This window comes from Streptomyces sp. WAC 04229, from assembly GCF_003947455.1.
GTDB lineage: Bacteria > Actinomycetota > Actinomycetes > Streptomycetales > Streptomycetaceae > Streptomyces.
The window spans coordinates 1-15,626 of sequence record NZ_QHJH01000023.1 but is presented as its reverse complement, the minus strand read 5'-3'; the positions used below and the strand labels follow the sequence as shown (position 1 = coordinate 15,626).

Sequence of the window (15,626 nt, the reverse complement as noted above, 5' to 3'; positions counted from 1 at the left end):
CGTGATGCCCGCGCCGGGCCGGGACCGCCTGGACCCCGGGGACGCCCCGGCGGTCGCCGTGGCCGGCGGGGGAATCGCCGGGCTGGCCGCCGCCACCCTGCTGGCCGAACGCGGCGCCCGCGTGACCCTGTACGAACGCGAGGACACACTCGGCGGACGGCTCGCCGGGCGGCCCACCCGCCTCGCCGACGGCTCCGGGGCCACCATGAGCCGCGGCTTCCACGCCTTCTTCCGCCAGTACTACAACCTGCGGGGTCTGCTGCGGCGGACCGACCCCGGACTCGACCGGCTGCGCCCCCTGCCCGACTACCCGCTGCGGCACAGCGGCGGGCTGACCGACAGCTTCGCCCGCGTCCCGCGCACCCCGCCGCTCAGCGCGCTCGGCTTCGTCGCCCTGAGCCCCACCTTCGGCTGGCGCGACCTCGCCGCCATGGACGCCGGGGCCGCCCTGCCGCTCCTCGACGTCCGGGTGCCCGAGGTCTACGACCGGTTCGACTCCACGAGCGCCACGGAGTTCCTCGAACGCGTCCGCTTCCCCGAGGCCGCGCACCATCTGGCCTTCGAGGTGTTCTCCCGCAGCTTCTTCGCGGACCCGCGGGAACTGTCCGCCGCGGAACTGCTGCTGATGTTCCACATCTACTTCCTCGGCTCGGCCGAGGGCCTGCTCTTCGACGTGCCGGACGAGCCGTTCCCCCAGGCCCTGTGGGACCCGCTCGGCGACTACCTCCAGCGCCTCGGGACCGACCTCCGCACCGGCACCCCCGTGCGCGGCGTCCACCCGGACGACGACGGGGGAGTGGAGGTGCGCACCGACGACGCCCTGGACCGGTACGACGCCGCCGTGCTCGCCCTCGATCCCGGAGCCCTGCGCGGACTGACCGCCGCGTCACCCGGGCTCGGCACACCGGCCTGGCGCGAGGACATCGCCTCGCTCGGCACCGCGCCGCCCTTCCTCGTCTCCCGGCTCTGGCTGGACCGGCCGGTCCACGCCGACCGCGCCGGGTTCCTCGGCACCAGCGGCTACGACGGACTGGACAACATCAGCGTGCTGGAGCGCTACGAGGGCGAGGCCGCCCGCTGGGCCGCCCGGACCGGAGGCTCGGTGGTGGAACTGCACGCCTACGCGGTCCCCGCCCACGCACACCCGGAGACCGTGCAGAACCGCCTCCTCGACAGCCTCCGCCGGGTCTACCCCGAGACACGGCGGGCCCGGATCGTCGACGCCCGGCACGAATGGCGCGCGGACTGCCCCCTGTTCCCGGTCGGCTCCTACTCCCGGCGGCCCACCGTCGTGACCCCTCACCCGAACGTGACGCTGGCCGGCGACGCCATCCGCTGCGACCTGCCCGTGGCCCTGATGGAGCGTGCGGCCACCACCGGCTTCCTGGCGGCCGGAGCGCTCCTCGCCGGCTGGGGAGTACGGGGTCAGGTGCTGTGGACGGTGCCCCGGGCCGGCCGGTCACCCGTACTGCGGGCACTCGGCCGGGCCGGGAACCGCCGCGCTCAGCCCGGGAACCGGCCCGTGCTGCGCAGCGCCCACCGCCGCTCCGCGTAGGCGAGGTCGTCGCGCCACAGCCGCCCGGCCGTCCGGCGCATCAGGGGCCGCAGCACCGGCGCGGCGGCCCGCGCGAGTGCGAAGCCCCGCCGGCCGGAGGCCGCGACGACCGCTTCGACGACGGCGGTCCGCGGACGCGCGGCCCCCTCGGCGGTCAGCGGCGTGGCATGGGTCTCCACGACGGACGTGGTCCCCTCGCCCTCCGTGATCCGCATGACGACCGTACGCGGCTCCGGCGCGGTGAACTCCGCCCGGACCGGCACCACCAGACGGCCCGTCACCCGGAACGACACGTCCACCACGAAGGCGTCGTCCGCGTCGCCCAGCGGCGGCCGGGCCACCGTCAGATCCACGAACGAGTACGGGTGGAACCACGAGCCGTGCCACGGATCGAGCCGGTTGGCGACCACGTCCTGCGGCTCGCACCCCCCGACGGCCGTGTAGACGGCGTCCACACCGCCGCCCGGCGCGGGCCGCTCCGGGACCACGGGACGCTCCGACGGCTCCTCGCCGCCGACCGCGTCCAGCCGGACCCACACCAGGACACCGTCGTCGTGGACCGGAAACGGCTCCCACCCCGCGAACGGCCCGCCGTCCAGGGCCAGTCCGTGCCAGTGGCACACCAGCGTCCCGCACACCACCCGGCTCTCCCGCAGGGGCGCGCCCAGATGCGGGCACGCCCCCGGGCCCGCGCGCAGCTCACCGGTCTCCGACCGCCACAGCACCACCTCGGTGCCGCCCACGGTTCGGCCACAAGGGCGGCCACCGGTGCGCACGTCCCGGGAGGCACCGACGACGAACCAGTTGCCCGAGGGACGCGCCGAGGCCCGTTTGAGGGCCTCGGCGATCAGTGCCGGGCGCGCCTCCCGCCAGGTCGGGGTCTGGGTCGCCCAGTCCGACCGGCCGCGCCGCCGCAGCGGCGGGGTCCAGCCCGCCCGGTCCGCTCGGTCACTCACTGCACGGGTCCTTTCGTCCGGGGCGCCGCATCGTCCGTCCGCGGCGCCGGGTGCGTGCCGCGGGCACGTACGACGCCCACCACTCCGGCGGCGGCCGTGGCCGCGCGACGCGCGCGCGAGACCACGGCACGGCGGTGCACCACGGTGTAGTCCTGCTCCGCGATCGCGTCGAGAATCCCGCCGTAGAGGGTGAACGCGGTGCGGATGCAGGGACGCACCCGCGGATCGAGCATGGCGATGCCCGGCTCCGCCGCCCGGTACACCTCCCGCGTCAAGGCCTCGGCGGCGACGAGCGCAGCGCGGATCCGCGGGTCCCGGCGTCCCGTGCGGCGGCTCCACTCCAGCAGCGGCCGGTCCACACCGTGCGCGGCGAGCAGGTCGGCCGGCAGGTACACGCGGCCCCGGTCCAGGTCCTCGCCGACGTCCCGCAGGAAGTTGGTGAGCTGGAAGGCGACCCCGAGGCCGGCCGCGTGCGGGGCGGCCTCCTCGCGGGGGACGACCGTGCCCAGCACCGGCAGCATCTGAAGGCCGATCACCGCGGCCGAACCGTGCATGTAGGCGCGCAGGTCGGCGTAGGTCGGGTAGTCCGTGACGTGCAGGTCGCTGCGCATCGACACGAGGAAGTCGGCGAACAGCGAGTGCTCGATGCCGTGCCGTGCGGCGGTGTCGGCGACGGCCCGGACCACGGGCTCGGTCCCCTCACCGGTCCGCAGCCCGTGCGCGAGGTCGCTCTCCAGGACCCGCAGCAGCCGGTCGCGCTCCGTCGGTGTGCGGTGCCGGTCCAGGTCGTCGACGATGTCGTCGGCCCAGCGGGCGAAGCCGTACAGCGCGTGCACGCGGGCGCGGCGCTCCAGCGGGAGCAGCCGGGTGGCCAGGAAGTAGGTCTTGCCGTGGCGGGCGTTCAGCCGTCTGCACAGGGTGTAGTCGGCGCGCAGGCCGGGATCGGTGATGTGCGCGGCATCCAGTTCACGACGGGCCATGGGAGCCTTCCGCGGTCGGGGTGGCATCGGCACGCTCGGCTCGTGGCGCCGGACGGGGGCGCACGGCACGGGCGGCCCTGCGGGCCCCGCCGGTGACCCGCGCGGCGGCGAGCTTGCCGCTGATCAGCACGGTCGGCACGCCGACGCCCGGGGTGGTGCCGCAGCCCGCCAGTACGACGTTGTCCACGCCGCGCACCAGGTTGCGGGGGCGGAACGGACCGGTCTGGGCGAAGGTGTGGGAGACCGAGAAGGGGCTGCCCGCCGCGTGCCCCTGCGCCGCCCAGTCCAGCGGGGTGACCAGCAACTCCTCCTGGACACCGGCCGCGAACCCGTCCAGCCCCCGCCGCTCCAGCTCGGCGACCAGGCCGTCCCGGTAGCGGGGCCCCAGGTCCCGCCACGCGGCGGCGGAGGGCCCCACGTCGGTGTTCGGGCACGGTGCGAGGACGTAGTGGAGGTGCCGGCCCGGCGGTGCGAGGCCGGGGTCGTGCGTCGTCGGCCGGGTGATCAGCAGGGACGGGTCGCTCATCAGCCGCCCCGTGCGGGTCAGTTCGTCGAAGGTGGCTTCCCAGGCGCCGCCGAAGGACAGCGTGTGGTGGGCGAGACCGGGCCACGTCCGGTCGGTTCCGGCGTGCAGGACGACCGCCGAGGGGGAGTGCCGCAGCCGCACCGGACGCCTCGGCGTACGCCCCAGCAGCCGGTGCGCGGCGGGCAGTTCGCAGGTCAGCACCACGGCGTCGCACGGGATCCGCTCCCCGGAGGCCAGCCGCACGGCCCGCACCCGGCCCGCCGACCGCTCCAGCGACGCCACTTCGGACGACCAGCGGAACCCGGCCCCCGCCGCGCCCGCCGCGTCCGCCATCCCGCGGGGCAGCGCGTGCATGCCGCCCTTGGGGAACCAGACGCCGGCCACGGTGTCCATGTAGGCGATCACCGCGTACGCCGCGAGGGCCCGGGCCGGGGCCACACCGGCGTACAGCGCCTGGAAGGAGAAGACACGGCGCAGCCGCGGGTCGGCGATGAAGCGGCCGATCCGCCGGTCCAGCCGCCCGAAGCCGCCCAGCGCCGCCAGCCGGGCCAGGTCGGGGTGGAGCAGCTGGAAGGGCGAGTCGAAGTTCGTGTCGATGAAGCGCCGCATCTGCGCCCGGTACAGCCGCTCCAGCCAGTTCCGCAGCCCGCGGTAGCCGGCCGCCTCGGCCGGACCCGCGAACCGCCTGACCTCCGCCTCCATCGCGTCGCCGTCGGTGTGGACGTCGAGGGCGCTCCCGTCGGCGAAGGACGCCCGGTACGCCGGATGCAGGGGCGTCAGCTCGACATGGCGGTCGAGCCGGTCGCCCACGGCTGCGAACGCCTCGTCGGCCAGGTGCGGCATGGTCAGCACCGTGGGCCCCGTGTCGATCTGGTAGCCGCCCAGGCTCACCCGGCCCGCCCGGCCGCCCGGCCCGTCGTCCCGTTCGACGACCGTCACCCGGCGGCCCGCGCCCAGCAGGTGCAGCGCGCAGGCCAGCCCGGAGAGGCCGGCGCCCACCACGACCACGTGATCCGTCGGGCCCGTCACCGTCCTCACGCGGCCTCCCCGGTGATGCGCCCCGCGACGACACCGGACGCCCGCTCGACCAACGCGGTGAACTCACGGCGTACGGCGGGCTCGGCTCCGGTCCGGGCGAAGTGCCGCAGACTCTTCGCGGCCAGCTCCGTGATGGTCGACTCGACGACGGCCCGCGCCCCGGTGCGCTCCAGCGCGTCGCGCATCCGGCGCACCTCGTCGTCCGGGCCGGACCGCGCCCCCGGGGCGAGCGCGTCGGCGGCGTCCGCGTCGCCGCCCGCTTCGGCGGCCCTGCGGCCGACCGCGAGCAGACACGTCAGCTTGCGCGTGCGCAGGTCGTCGTCGGCCGGTTTGCCCGTCACCGCCGGGTCGCCGAAGGCGCCGAGCAGGTCGTCGCGGAGCTGGAAGGCCAGCCCGGCACAGCGTCCGGCGGCCCGCAGCGCGTCCAGGGCGGGCCCGTCGGCACCGTGGAGCGCCGCGCCCAGCGCCAGCGGGCGTTCGACCGTGTACAGGGCGCTCTTGAGGGTGGCGACGCTCAGCGCCGCGTCGACGCCCGACGCCCCGGTGGCCTGCGCGTGCAGGTCCCGGTACTGTCCGGCGACCATCTCGCCGCGCATCTCCTGCCACTCCTGGTGCAGCCGTGCACCGTAGGGCGAGCGGAGCGCCGTCTCGGTCAGCAGGTCGTCCGCCCACGCCAGGGCCAGATCGCCGACGAGCACGGCGGCGGACACGCCGAAGGCGTCGGCGGAGCCGCTCATCCCCGCGGCGAGATGCGCGCGGGCGAGGTCGACGTGGACGGCGGGCGCGCCGCGGCGCAGCGGCGATCCGTCCATCACGTCGTCGTGGACGAGCGCGCACGCCTGGACGAGTTCCAGGGCCGCGCCCGTACGCAGGACCGGCGTGACGTCCCCGGTTCCGCCGGCGGCCCGCCACCCGCACCACGCGAACGCCGTGCGCAGCCGCTTGCCGCCGCGCCGTACGAAGGCGGCGACGCGCTCGGCGACGTCGCGGGCGTACACCGGATCGACCTCGCGTGCCTGCCGCAGCCTGGAGTCGAGGACGGCGTCGAGTTCCGCCTCGGCCGCCCGGACGGCATCACGGGCCGTGAGCGGGCCGTCGGCCGGCCTGACCGGCTCGGTCACCGTGGACGGCGGTCCCAGCATGCACAACCCCTTCTCACTCTCGGTCATTTGCACACCCATGCTTCCGCCGGGCGGGCCCCAACGGATGCGGCGGACTCCCGGCCGTCGCTCACGGCCGCCGCTCAAGGAGGCGCGTCGCCGCGGGCCCGTTCCTGGCGGCGCACGTCGGCCAGGTCGGTGAGCCGGTCCAGCTGTCGCACCGGACGGGCGGTGCGGTGGTTGTGGCCGAGCCGCTCCCGGTGCCGGTCGAGGAAGGTCCAGTAGCCCGCGGTGTAGGGGCAGGCGTGCTCGCCTGTCCGGTCGCCCGGCCGGTAGTGGCACGGTCCGCACAGGTCGCTCATCCGGTGCACGTAGGCGCCGCCCGACGTGTAGGGCTTGGTCGTCATCCGGCCGCCGTCGGCGTACTGGGACATGCCGACGACGTTGGGCACCATGACCCAGTCGTAGCCGTCCACGAAGCAGCGGTGGAACCAGTCCGTCACCGCGGCGGGGTCCCAGCCGCGCTGGAGGGCGTGGCTGCCGAGGACCATCAGCCGGGGGATGTGGTGGGTCCACCCGGTGTCCCGTACCTGGGCCAGCACGGTGTGCAGGCAGCGCGCCCGCACCGCGTCCGCGTCCAGCTCGCTCCACCAGTCGGGGAGCGGGGCGGTGTGGCGCAGCTGGTTGGACCGCCGGTACTCCTCACCGAAGTACCAGTACAGCTGCCACACGTACTCGCGCCATCCGGCGATCTGCCGGACGAATCCCTCCACGCTGCCGAGCGGCGCCCGGCCGGCGCGCCACTCCGCCTCCGCGCGCTCCACGCACTCCACGGGGTCGAGCAGGCCGAGATTGAGCGAGGACGACAGCAGGCTGTGGCTCATCACGGGGTCGGCGGCGAGCATGGCGTCCTCGTACGGCCCGAAGCTCCCCAGCCGACGCGCCAGGAAGCGTTTGAGCGCCGCCCGCGCCTCCGCGCGGGTGGCCGGGAACAGTCGTGGCCCGTCGCGTCCCACGAAGGAGACGTCGCCGTCCTTCTCCCACCGGTCGAGGTCGTGGCGGACCTCCTGGTCGATCTCGTCCTCGCGCGGTCGGTAGGGCGCGGGAACCGGCAGGGTGTCGGCCTCGCGCGGGGGCGGCCGCCGGTTGTCGTGGTCGAAGTTCCAGCGGCCGCCCGCCGGGCTGTCGGCGTCCATCAGCAGCTCGTGCCGCCGGCGCACCCAGCGGTAGAAGTCCTCCTGCCGCAGCCGCCCGCCGCCGTGCCCGTCCGCCCACGCGGCGAAGTCGTCCGTCGGGACCATGAAGCCCCGCGCCGGGCCGACGGTGACCCGGGGGAGGGAGCGCACCAGCCGGAGGGCGGCGTACGAGGTCGGGTGGTGGACGGTGACCTGTCGGCCGCGGGCGGCCCGGTCGAGACCCTCCCGGTAGGTGTCGGCCCGCACATAGGTCACCCGGTCGCCCAGTTCGGCGGCCCGGTGCCGCATGGCGGAGAGCACCAGGTGCGCCTTGGCCCGGTGGAAGCGGCGCCGCCGGAACACCGACCGGGCCTCCACCATGAGCAGCGGTGTGTCCCGGCGGGGACCGTGTCTGCCCGGCGCGAGGAAGTGCGGCCCGAGCTGGTCCCCGAAGAGCCAGTGCACGGTGCTTCCCATGACCGCTTCCTTCCGGCGCTCACTCCGATTGGTCCCTGATACGAGATCATGGGGGCATCGGCGCGACCGCGCCCGTCGCGACGGGCGCACGCGGCGAGCCTTCTGCTCCACCCGGGTGAACGGCGTACCGGCGCATCCGATCCGGGCGCGGCCGGCGAAACAGGTGCATGAAGCTACGAGACGAACTGCCCGTCGATCACCACCTCGCGAGCGTCTACCGCTACGGTGCCGGCTTCTGCGGTCTCGTCCTGCTGGCCTTCGCCGCCCTCGGTTTCGCGGACGCGCTCAGCCCGTTCCGGACGGGGGGCGGTACGGTCGCCGGAATGACCACGAACGTCGCCCTCAGTGTCATCTCCACCGTGGTGGGACTGGCGCTGCTCGGCGGGGCGGTGATCGGCGGCAACGTCGCCTCCACCCTCAACATCGTGGTGGGCGCGCTCTTCTTCCTGAGCGGCTTCGCGCACATCTTCGTGCTGGACCGTCCGGCCAACATCCTGGGCTTCGGCATGAGCAACGTGATCTTCAGTTTCGTCATGGGACTGTTCATCGCCACGTTCGGCATGTACGGCCGGGTCTCCAGCAAGCTCTCGCACGACAATCCCTACTGGGCGGCGCGACACCCCGAGCAGGCGGCGAGGGAGGAAGCAGCCGCGCGGAGCGCTCTGCCGGGTACGGCGGACGGCACCCGGGCGCTGCCCGCGGCGGCTCCCCGGCGCGGGAGGCGGTGACCCCGGGCGAAGGGCGAAGGCGGGCGGACCGCGGTCCGCCCGCCCGCCGGTCCGCCCGGTCACCCCGTCACCTGCAGCGAGCGGTGAACCCGTTCGCGGCCAGGCCCTGACAGAACGAGGCCTTCGCCGCGCCGTACCGGGAGAGCCTCCCGTCGACGAACCAGGTGGTGTCCGGCGGGAAGTCGAAACTCCCGTCGTCGATGCCGTCCCAGCCGTAGCGGAAGTCCAGGTTGATGTAGGCGATCGAGCGGATCACCCCGGTCAGGTCGTGTGTCCCGGACATGTTGGGGATCGGGCCCCGGTAGTTCATGAGGGAGAACAGGCGCTTCACCCACAGGTCACCGCTCTGCTGCTCCAGGCCGTCGGTGGAGGTGCCGTCGGCCGTGAAGTTTTCAGGCCCGCCTCGGAGACCACGACCGGCCTGCCGTGGTCCTTGGCGAACTTCAGCAGCTTCAGCACGTTGGCGTCGTGGTCGAAGGCCCGCCACACGGCGGCCGGGTTGCCGTGGGCGTCGGTGCCGATGTAGGCGTTGCGGCACTGCTTGGCGGCCACGTCGTAGTTCTGCGGCGGAGTGCCGTTGTACAGGGGGCCCCGGTCGTAGATGGGCAGGCACAGCTCGTGGGCGAAGACCGAGACGCCCATCCAGTCGACCGCGGCGTCACCCGGGTACATCGACTCGAACTCGCCGCGCACCGGGTGGAAGACGTACTCCAGGTTGTGCGCGGTGGACCGGCTGTCGAGATGGCCCGCGAGGCGGTTGAAGGCGTTCTTGTACGAGGAGCAGCTCGCGTCGGTGCAGTGGTAGAAGCTGCTCACCTCGTAGTCCAGGCGCAGCTTGAAGCGGGCCCGGGGGTGGGCCTCGGTGAAGGCCAGCAGCCGGTCGAGGGAGGCCGTGTGGCCGCCCGCGGCCAGCTCGGCGGTGACCGCCCGGGACCGTGCCGCCTTGGCGTTCTCGTCGCCGCCCTCGAAGCCTGGCGGGTTGTCCTTCCAGCTGATGCCGACCTGGACGGTCTTCCCCTGCTCGGCGAGGAGGGTGGCGTACGCGCGGTGGGCGGGGTTCACCCAGTCGCCGGCGCGCAGCTCGTAGTAGACGGAGCCGCCGTCGGCGTTCTGCCCGAAGGTGTGGAAGTCGTCCCAGGCACCCCTGGTGGACTGGCCGAGGAGCAGTTCGGGCGGGGCGGCCGCGGTGGTCGTGGCCTCCGCGGCCCGGGCGGATTCGGTGCCCACGGGCAGGAACAGAAGTCCCGTGAGCGCGGCGGCGGCCAGGGACCGCAGGACGGTTCTCACTCGTTGTGCGTCCATGTCGGCTTCCTGATCTCGTCGAGGAATCGGGCGAGTACGGTGGGGTCGGCCTGCACGCGGGAGTCGCCCCAGTTGCCGTTGGCGCAGCCGGGGCCGCCGGCCTGCGCGCCGTTCGCGCACTGCCACTGGGTCTGCGCGTCCCAGTCGGTGTTGATGTAGGCCGCGGCGCGGATGACGTCCCTGTTGCGCTCCACCCAGTCGAAGTACCCGGCGTGCCAGCCGTCCCAGATCGCCTGGCCACTGGACGGCGCCGGGCTGTTGCGGAAGATGCAGCTCGTGGTCCCGGCGCCGGTGCGGGCGCCCTGCGGCGCGGCCTCCGACACCATGGCGGGCTTGCCGTGCGCGCGGGCGAAGTCGAGGATCCGGTCCTGGAGGCCGACCGGATCGGTGTCGTACGTCCCGCAGCCCCACTGGGTGCGCACCGAACGGGAGTTGTAGAACGAGGACAGCCCGACCCAGTCGACGTACTGGTCACCGGGATACCAGTCGTCCAGGTGGCCGGGGTCGGTCACGACGTAGTTCCACTCGGGATGGTCCGGGTGGGTGTTCACCGGCCAAGCGGCGCTCTGCCACACGGTGGCGACCCGGGTGGCGCCGAGGGCGTCGACGCGTCCCTTGATGTAGCGGAAGGCGTCCTTGTAGAACTCGGAGTTGTAGCAGTTCCAGGGGCCGTCGAACTCGTAGCCGATGCGCAGCAGGATGTCCCGGTCGTAGCTCTTGAACCGGTTGATCATCTCGTCGACCTTGGCGCGGTACCGCGTGACGAGGTTCGGGTTCCCGGCGGTGACGTCCGCGTCGTCACGGCCGATGATGGCGCGCAGCGGCTGGTTGGTGCAGCCGGAGGTGGCGTCGGAGAGGTACAGGCCGACGGCGACGGTCGCGTTCGGGTACTCGCGCATCGTCCGGGCGAAGTCGACCGTCCCGGCGCCCCAGTCGGCCGGTCCGGTCATCCCGGCCAGCGCTTCGGGGGAGCCGCCCAGGACCAGGTTGGTGTACAGCGTCACGCCACCGGGATCCGGTGCCCCGAGCGCCGGGTCGTCCAGCACGTCCCTGCGGTAGTCGCCGAGCGTGTCGCTGTCCTGGCCCATCACCAGCATGACCTTGCCGTCGGCGGGGGCCGACGGGGCCGGATCCGCCGCGGCGGTCGAGGGCAGCCCGGTCAGGGCGAGCAGGACGGCGGCGGCGACTCCCGCGCCGAAGGCCCGTCTCTTGTGTGTCATGTGTGTCTCCGCTTCGTAGGGTCACGGCGCTCGCATGGTGCGGTCGGTGCGGGGCCGGGTCAACCGCCTGCGAAATTTTCGTAGAACCGAGCAGCTCGCGGGCCTGACGCTACGAAACTTTGCGGAACGCCATCGGAGTTGGGTCAAACGCGCAGGTCGATCAGCCCTTCACTAAAGTTTTCGCGAAACTATTGACTTTGTTTTCGGCGGCGGCGAGCTTGTTGCCACTCATCCACGCCCCCTGCTCCGGAGGACCACCATGGGCCGTACGCGTGCCCGCAGAACCGCCGCCGCGCTCTCCGCCGCCACCGCTCTCCTCGCCCTCTCCGCCTGCGGCTCGGGCTCCGACACGGCCGACGGCAAACTCACCCTGACCGTCGCCACGTTCAGCGACTTCGGCTACAAGCCCCTGATCGAGGAGTACGAGCGCACCCACCCCGACGTCGACGTCAAGGAACGCATCTCCCAGTTCGACCAGCACCACAACCAGCTCTCGACCCAGATCGCCTCCGGCAGCGGTGCTGCCGACGTGGTCGCCATCGAGGAGGGCTACCTGCCCAAGTTCCGTGCGGTGAAGGACAAGTTCACCAACCTCGCCGACTTCGGCGCCCTGGACCGCGAGGACGAGTACCTGGACTGGAAGTGGGAGCAGGGCACGCTCGGCACGCCCGGCTTCGTCATGGGGTACGGCACCGACGTCGGCAGCCTCGCCATCTGCTACCGCAAGGACCTGTTCGAGAAGGCCGGGCTGCCCACGGACCGCACCGAGGTCGGGAAGCTCTGGCCCACCTGGGACGCGTACTTCGCCACCGGGGAGAAGTTCCAGGACCGGGTGAAGGACAAGGCCTGGTTCGACAGTTCGGGCAACATCTTCATGGCGATGATGAACCAGACCGAGTTCGGATTCTTCGACGCCCGGGACCAGTACGTGGGGGAGACGAACCCCAAGGTCCGTGAGTTCTTCATGGCGAGCGCCGAGGCGACGGCGGACGAGCAGTCGGCCAACCTCCAGCCCTTCAGCCAGCAGTGGAACGCCGGCATCAAGCAGGGCCGGATGGCCACCATGACCTGTCCCGCCTGGATGACCGGACAGATCGCGACCGCGGCCGGCGAGGCGGGCGCCGGGAAGTGGGACATCGCCGCGGTGCCGGGCGGCGGCGGCAACTGGGGAGGCTCCTTCCTGACCGTGCCCAAGCAGAGCAAGCACGCCGAGGAGGCCGCCGAACTGGCCGGCTTCCTCACCTCGGCCGCCGCACAGAAGAAGATCTTCACCGGTCCGGTCGGCGCGCTGCCCTCACTCGCCCCCGTCCTGGAGGACCCCGAGGTGCGGGGCACGAAGTCCGCGTACTTCAACGACGCCCCGACGGGGGAGATCTTCGCCTCCTCCGCCAAGAGCCTCAAGCCCAACTACCGCGGCACCAAGGACCAGCAGGCCCGCATTCCGTTCGGCAACGCACTGCAGCTCGTCGAACAGGGCAAGGCGGACCCGGAGGAGGCGTGGGACAAGGCGCTCGACGAAGCCGCCAAGAACATCCGCTGACGCCGGACGGGCGGCGCGGCCCCCGCGCGCGCCGCCACCCTCCCTCCCCAGCCCTCCAGCCCTTCCCCGTTTCGGAGACCAGCATGGCGCTCCAGGCCGCCACCACCACGGACCCGCCCGCCGGGGCGAAACCATCACGTCGCATCCGCCCGGAGCGCCATCTGCTCCCCTACCTGTTCATCGCCCCCTTCTTCCTCGTCTTCGGTGTCTTCGGGCTCTATCCGCTGCTCCAGACGTTCTGGGTGTCCCTGCACGACTGGGACCGCCTCGCCGGCGCGGGGGAGTGGGTCGGTCTCGCGAACTTCAGCCGGCTGCTGGAGGACTCGGACTTCTACACCGCCACCTTCAACACGCTCAGCATCTTCGTGCTCTCCACGGCCCCGCAGCTGCTCGCGGCCCTGGGCGTCGCCTGGCTCCTCGACCGCCACCTGCGCGCACAGAGTGTGTGGCGGGCCCTGGTCCTGGTGCCCCAGTACGTCTCCGTGGTGGCCGTCGCCCTGGTGTTCTCGCAGCTCTTCGGGCGGGACTTCGGCATCGTCAACTGGGTCCTGGAGGGCACGGGACTGATCGGCGACCCGATCGACTGGACCGCGGACACGTGGAGTTCGCACCTCGCCATCAGTTTCATGGTCATGTGGCGCTGGACGGGCTACAACGCCCTGATCTACCTCGCGGCCATGCAGGCCGTACCGCGCGACCTGTACGAGTCCGCGCAGATCGACGGCGCCGGCCGCCTGCTCACCTTCCGGAAGGTCACCCTGCCGGCCATCCGGCCGACCGTCGTCTTCACCGTCGTCATCTCCACCATCGGCGGCCTGCAACTCTTCGCCGAGCCCTTCCTGTTCGACCAGCAGGGCAACGCGGAGGGCGGCGCCGAGCACCAGTTCCAGACGCTCACGCTGATGCTGTACAAGTACGGCTTCATCAACAACGACGCCGGGTACGCCTCCGCCGTCTCCTGGGTGCTCTTCCTCGTCATCGCGGTCGTCGCCGCCGTGAACTTCCTGCTGGCACGCCGCTCCGAGCGCGGCTGACCGCCGCCCCGGCAACCTGGAGACCCCATGGCCGTCACCACACCACCCCGCGTCCCGGCACCCCGTCCCGGTGCCACCGCCCGCCGCCGGGCCCTGCGGACCGTCCCGAAGCGCGGACCGGGCAGGCTCGACAAGGCCGGACCCCTCGCCTACGCCCTCCTGGCGGCGATCACCGCCGCCTCCGTCTTCCCCCTCTACTGGAGCGTCGTCGTCGCCTCCCACGACGACAACTCCGTCCTGGCCGGCTCCACACCGCCGCTGGTGCCCGGCGGCCACCTGATCGAGAACATCCAGCGCGTCTTCGAGCTGTCCGCCTTCTGGCAGGCCCTCGGCAACTCCTTCGCCGTCGCCGGCACCACCGCCGTCAGCAACGTCCTGCTCTCCTCCCTGGCCGGCTTCGCCTTCGCCAAGCTCCGCTTCCGGGGCCGCAACCCGTTGCTGGTGTGCGTGGTGATCACCGTCATGGTCCCGACCCGGCTCGGCATCATCCCGCTGTACATGCTCGTCACCGACATGGGCCTGTACGGCAAGCTGTCCGCGCTGATCGTGCCCGCGCTGGTCTCCGCCGTGGGCGTGTTCTGGATGCGCCAGGCCGTCGAGGAGAACATCCCCGACGAACTGATCGAGGCCGCCCGCATGGACGGCGCCGGACTCCTGCGCACGTACTGGCACGTGGTGGTGCCCGGGGTGCGGACGACGGCGACGGTCCTCGCCATGTTCACCTTCATGTTCGCCTGGAACGACTACTTCTGGCCGCTGATCGCCCTGCCGCCGGAGAACGGCACCGTGCAGATCGCCCTCAACCAGCTGGCCGCCGGCTACTACACCGACTACACCCTGATGCTCGCCGGCGTCGTCGTCTCCGTCCTGCCCGTCCTCGCGGCCTTCACCCTGCTCGCCCGGCGCATCGTGTCCGGCGTGATGGCCGGCGCCATCAAGGGCTGACGCACCCCTCACCCCCGGAGAGACACATGACTGCCGTGCCCACCGCTCCCGGCCAGGACCGGTCCGAGAGCCGAACGCCCGACGGGCGGCGAGGCCCCGACATCGTCAACCCCGTCCTGCCCGGCTTCCACCCCGACCCGTCGATCCTGCGCGTCGGCGACGACTACTACATCGCCACCTCCACCTTCGAATGGCTCCCCGGGGTCGCCGTCCACCACTCCCGCGACCTCGTCAACTGGCAATCGCTCGGCGGCATCCTGCGCGAGGACCGCCTGATCGACCTGACCGGCCGCCCCGACTCCGGCGGCGTCTGGGCACCCTGCCTGTCCCACAGCGACGGACTCTTCCACCTCGTGTACAGCGACGTCACCAACCTCTCCGGCGCCTTCAAGGACGTACGCAACCACGTCATCACCGCCCCCGCCCTCGACGGACCCTGGTCCGACCCGGCCCCCTTCCCCTCGCACGGCTTCGACCCGTCCCTCTTCCACGACGACGGCCCGGACGGCGACGGACGCAGCTGGGCACTGTGGATGGAGTGGGACCACCGTCCCGGCCGCCACCCCTTCGCGGGCATCCTCCTGCAGGAGTGGGACCGCGGGCAGCGCCGGGTCACCGGCCCGCTGCACCGGATCTTCGGCGGCACCCGGCTCGCCCACACCGAGGGCCCGCACGTCTACCGACGGGACGGCTGGTACTACCTGATGACCGCGGAGGGCGGCACCTCCTGGTCGCACGCCGTGACCGTCGCCCGCGCCAGGAACCTGACCGGCCCCTACGAGGCCGACCCGGCCGGCCCACTCCTCACCTCCGCCGGACACGACCGGCTGCCGCTCCAGAAGGCCGGACACGGCAGCCTCGTCACGACCCCGGACGGCGAGTGGTACCTCGCCCACCTTCTGGCCCGGCCGCTCGGCCCGCTCGGTCCGTGCGTCCTCGGCCGGGAGACGGCCATCCAGCGTGTCGTGTGGACAGCCGACGGCTGGCCGCGCCTCGACGGCGAACCGCCCGCCGGTGACCGGGGCGGTCCGCTGCCGCGCACCGTCGTGC

14 protein-coding genes are annotated in these 15,626 nt (G+C 72.8%); 6 read left to right on the top strand and 8 right to left on the bottom strand.

The genetic code is table 11. The features are described 5' to 3' along the window. Window positions 1-4: 4 nt before the first annotated feature. Complete coding sequence (locus tag DMH12_RS09575) at window positions 5-1,555, top strand: NAD(P)/FAD-dependent oxidoreductase (protein WP_185832220.1); 1,551 nt, start codon at window positions 5-7, stop codon at window positions 1,553-1,555. Here DMH12_RS09575 and DMH12_RS09570 read toward each other — a convergent pair. From DMH12_RS09570 to DMH12_RS09550, 5 genes are all read right to left on the bottom strand, one after another. Continuing rightward, window positions 1,504-2,511, bottom strand: a complete 1,008-nt coding sequence (locus DMH12_RS09570; protein WP_221763115.1) for a DUF5914 domain-containing protein — start codon at window positions 2,509-2,511, stop codon at window positions 1,504-1,506. The two genes, DMH12_RS09575 and DMH12_RS09570, sit on opposite strands and share 52 nt — an antisense overlap. Next, window positions 2,508-3,491 (bottom strand): phytoene/squalene synthase family protein, encoded by a 984-nt coding sequence (locus tag DMH12_RS09565; RefSeq protein ID WP_125491131.1) that lies wholly within the window; start codon window positions 3,489-3,491, stop codon window positions 2,508-2,510. The genes DMH12_RS09570 and DMH12_RS09565 overlap by 4 nt, the downstream gene beginning before the upstream one ends. Beyond that, window positions 3,478-5,055: a phytoene desaturase family protein gene (crtI, locus tag DMH12_RS09560; RefSeq protein ID WP_125491130.1), complete on the bottom strand. Its 1,578-nt coding sequence runs from the start codon at window positions 5,053-5,055 to the stop codon at window positions 3,478-3,480. Before crtI ends, DMH12_RS09565 begins: the two co-directional genes overlap by 14 nt. Continuing rightward, window positions 5,052-6,197 carry a polyprenyl synthetase family protein gene (locus DMH12_RS09555; RefSeq protein WP_125491129.1) on the bottom strand — a complete coding sequence of 382 codons (1,146 nt, stop codon included), beginning with the start codon at window positions 6,195-6,197 and terminating at the stop codon, window positions 5,052-5,054. Before DMH12_RS09555 ends, crtI begins: the two co-directional genes overlap by 4 nt. Before the next feature lie 101 nt (window positions 6,198-6,298). Further along, the gene (locus DMH12_RS09550) at window positions 6,299-7,807 is read right to left on the bottom strand and encodes a cryptochrome/photolyase family protein (RefSeq protein WP_260474156.1); all 1,509 of its coding nucleotides are present in this window, start codon (window positions 7,805-7,807) and stop codon (window positions 6,299-6,301) included. A 167-nt stretch (window positions 7,808-7,974) separates the two neighbouring features. Between DMH12_RS09550 and DMH12_RS09545 the strand changes: the two genes are divergently transcribed. Continuing rightward, window positions 7,975-8,535 carry a DUF4383 domain-containing protein gene (locus DMH12_RS09545; RefSeq protein ID WP_125491128.1) on the top strand — a complete coding sequence of 187 codons (561 nt, stop codon included), beginning with the start codon at window positions 7,975-7,977 and terminating at the stop codon, window positions 8,533-8,535. Between the two features lie 67 nt (window positions 8,536-8,602). On the opposite strand, the gene DMH12_RS39710 is transcribed toward DMH12_RS09545, so the two are convergent. From DMH12_RS39710 to DMH12_RS09535, 3 genes are read right to left on the bottom strand one after another with little or no spacing between them, the layout of a single operon-like run. Further along, entirely contained in the window at window positions 8,603-8,866 is a 264-nt protein-coding gene (locus DMH12_RS39710) for a hypothetical protein (RefSeq protein WP_260474155.1), read from the bottom strand. Further along, window positions 8,863-9,837, bottom strand: a complete 975-nt coding sequence (locus DMH12_RS09540; RefSeq protein ID WP_260474154.1) for a hypothetical protein — start codon at window positions 9,835-9,837, stop codon at window positions 8,863-8,865. Before DMH12_RS09540 ends, DMH12_RS39710 begins: the two co-directional genes overlap by 4 nt. Next, window positions 9,819-11,057, bottom strand: coding sequence for a glycoside hydrolase family 26 protein (locus DMH12_RS09535; protein WP_260474153.1), 1,239 nt, complete (start codon window positions 11,055-11,057; stop codon window positions 9,819-9,821). The genes DMH12_RS09540 and DMH12_RS09535 overlap by 19 nt, the downstream gene beginning before the upstream one ends. Window positions 11,058-11,316: 259 nt before the next feature. Here DMH12_RS09535 and DMH12_RS09530 point away from each other — a divergent pair, with 259 nt between their 5' ends. The 4 genes from DMH12_RS09530 to DMH12_RS09515 form a co-directional block, all read left to right on the top strand. Further along, window positions 11,317-12,597: an extracellular solute-binding protein gene (locus DMH12_RS09530; RefSeq protein WP_125491127.1), complete on the top strand. Its 1,281-nt coding sequence runs from the start codon at window positions 11,317-11,319 to the stop codon at window positions 12,595-12,597. An 83-nt stretch (window positions 12,598-12,680) separates the two neighbouring features. Next, a complete protein-coding gene (locus DMH12_RS09525) occupies window positions 12,681-13,631 on the top strand; it encodes a carbohydrate ABC transporter permease (protein WP_125491126.1) in 951 nt (316 codons plus the stop codon). Window positions 13,632-13,658: 27 nt separating this feature from the next. Continuing rightward, window positions 13,659-14,576, top strand: a complete 918-nt coding sequence (locus DMH12_RS09520; RefSeq protein ID WP_125491125.1) for a carbohydrate ABC transporter permease — start codon at window positions 13,659-13,661, stop codon at window positions 14,574-14,576. Window positions 14,577-14,602: 26 nt separating this feature from the next. Next, window positions 14,603-15,626, top strand: a 1,024-nt coding sequence (locus tag DMH12_RS09515; RefSeq protein WP_148107521.1) for a glycoside hydrolase family 43 protein, incomplete at its 3' end; no start/stop codon positions are given.

Coding starts and splice junctions, on each gene's coding strand:
- DMH12_RS09575 (WP_185832220.1), top strand. CDS start 5: ATGCCCGCGCCGGGCCGGGACCGCCTGGACCCCGGGGACGCCCCGGCG.
- DMH12_RS09565 (WP_125491131.1), bottom strand. CDS start 3,491: ATGGCCCGTCGTGAACTGGATGCCGCGCACATCACCGATCCCGGCCTG.
- DMH12_RS09555 (WP_125491129.1), bottom strand. CDS start 6,197: ATGCTGGGACCGCCGTCCACGGTGACCGAGCCGGTCAGGCCGGCCGAC.
- DMH12_RS09550 (WP_260474156.1), bottom strand. CDS start 7,807: ATGGGAAGCACCGTGCACTGGCTCTTCGGGGACCAGCTCGGGCCGCAC.
- DMH12_RS09545 (WP_125491128.1), top strand. CDS start 7,975: ATGAAGCTACGAGACGAACTGCCCGTCGATCACCACCTCGCGAGCGTC.
- DMH12_RS09540 (WP_260474154.1), bottom strand. CDS start 9,837: ATGGACGCACAACGAGTGAGAACCGTCCTGCGGTCCCTGGCCGCCGCC.
- DMH12_RS09535 (WP_260474153.1), bottom strand. CDS start 11,057: ATGACACACAAGAGACGGGCCTTCGGCGCGGGAGTCGCCGCCGCCGTC.
- DMH12_RS09530 (WP_125491127.1), top strand. CDS start 11,317: ATGGGCCGTACGCGTGCCCGCAGAACCGCCGCCGCGCTCTCCGCCGCC.
- DMH12_RS09525 (WP_125491126.1), top strand. CDS start 12,681: ATGGCGCTCCAGGCCGCCACCACCACGGACCCGCCCGCCGGGGCGAAA.
- DMH12_RS09520 (WP_125491125.1), top strand. CDS start 13,659: ATGGCCGTCACCACACCACCCCGCGTCCCGGCACCCCGTCCCGGTGCC.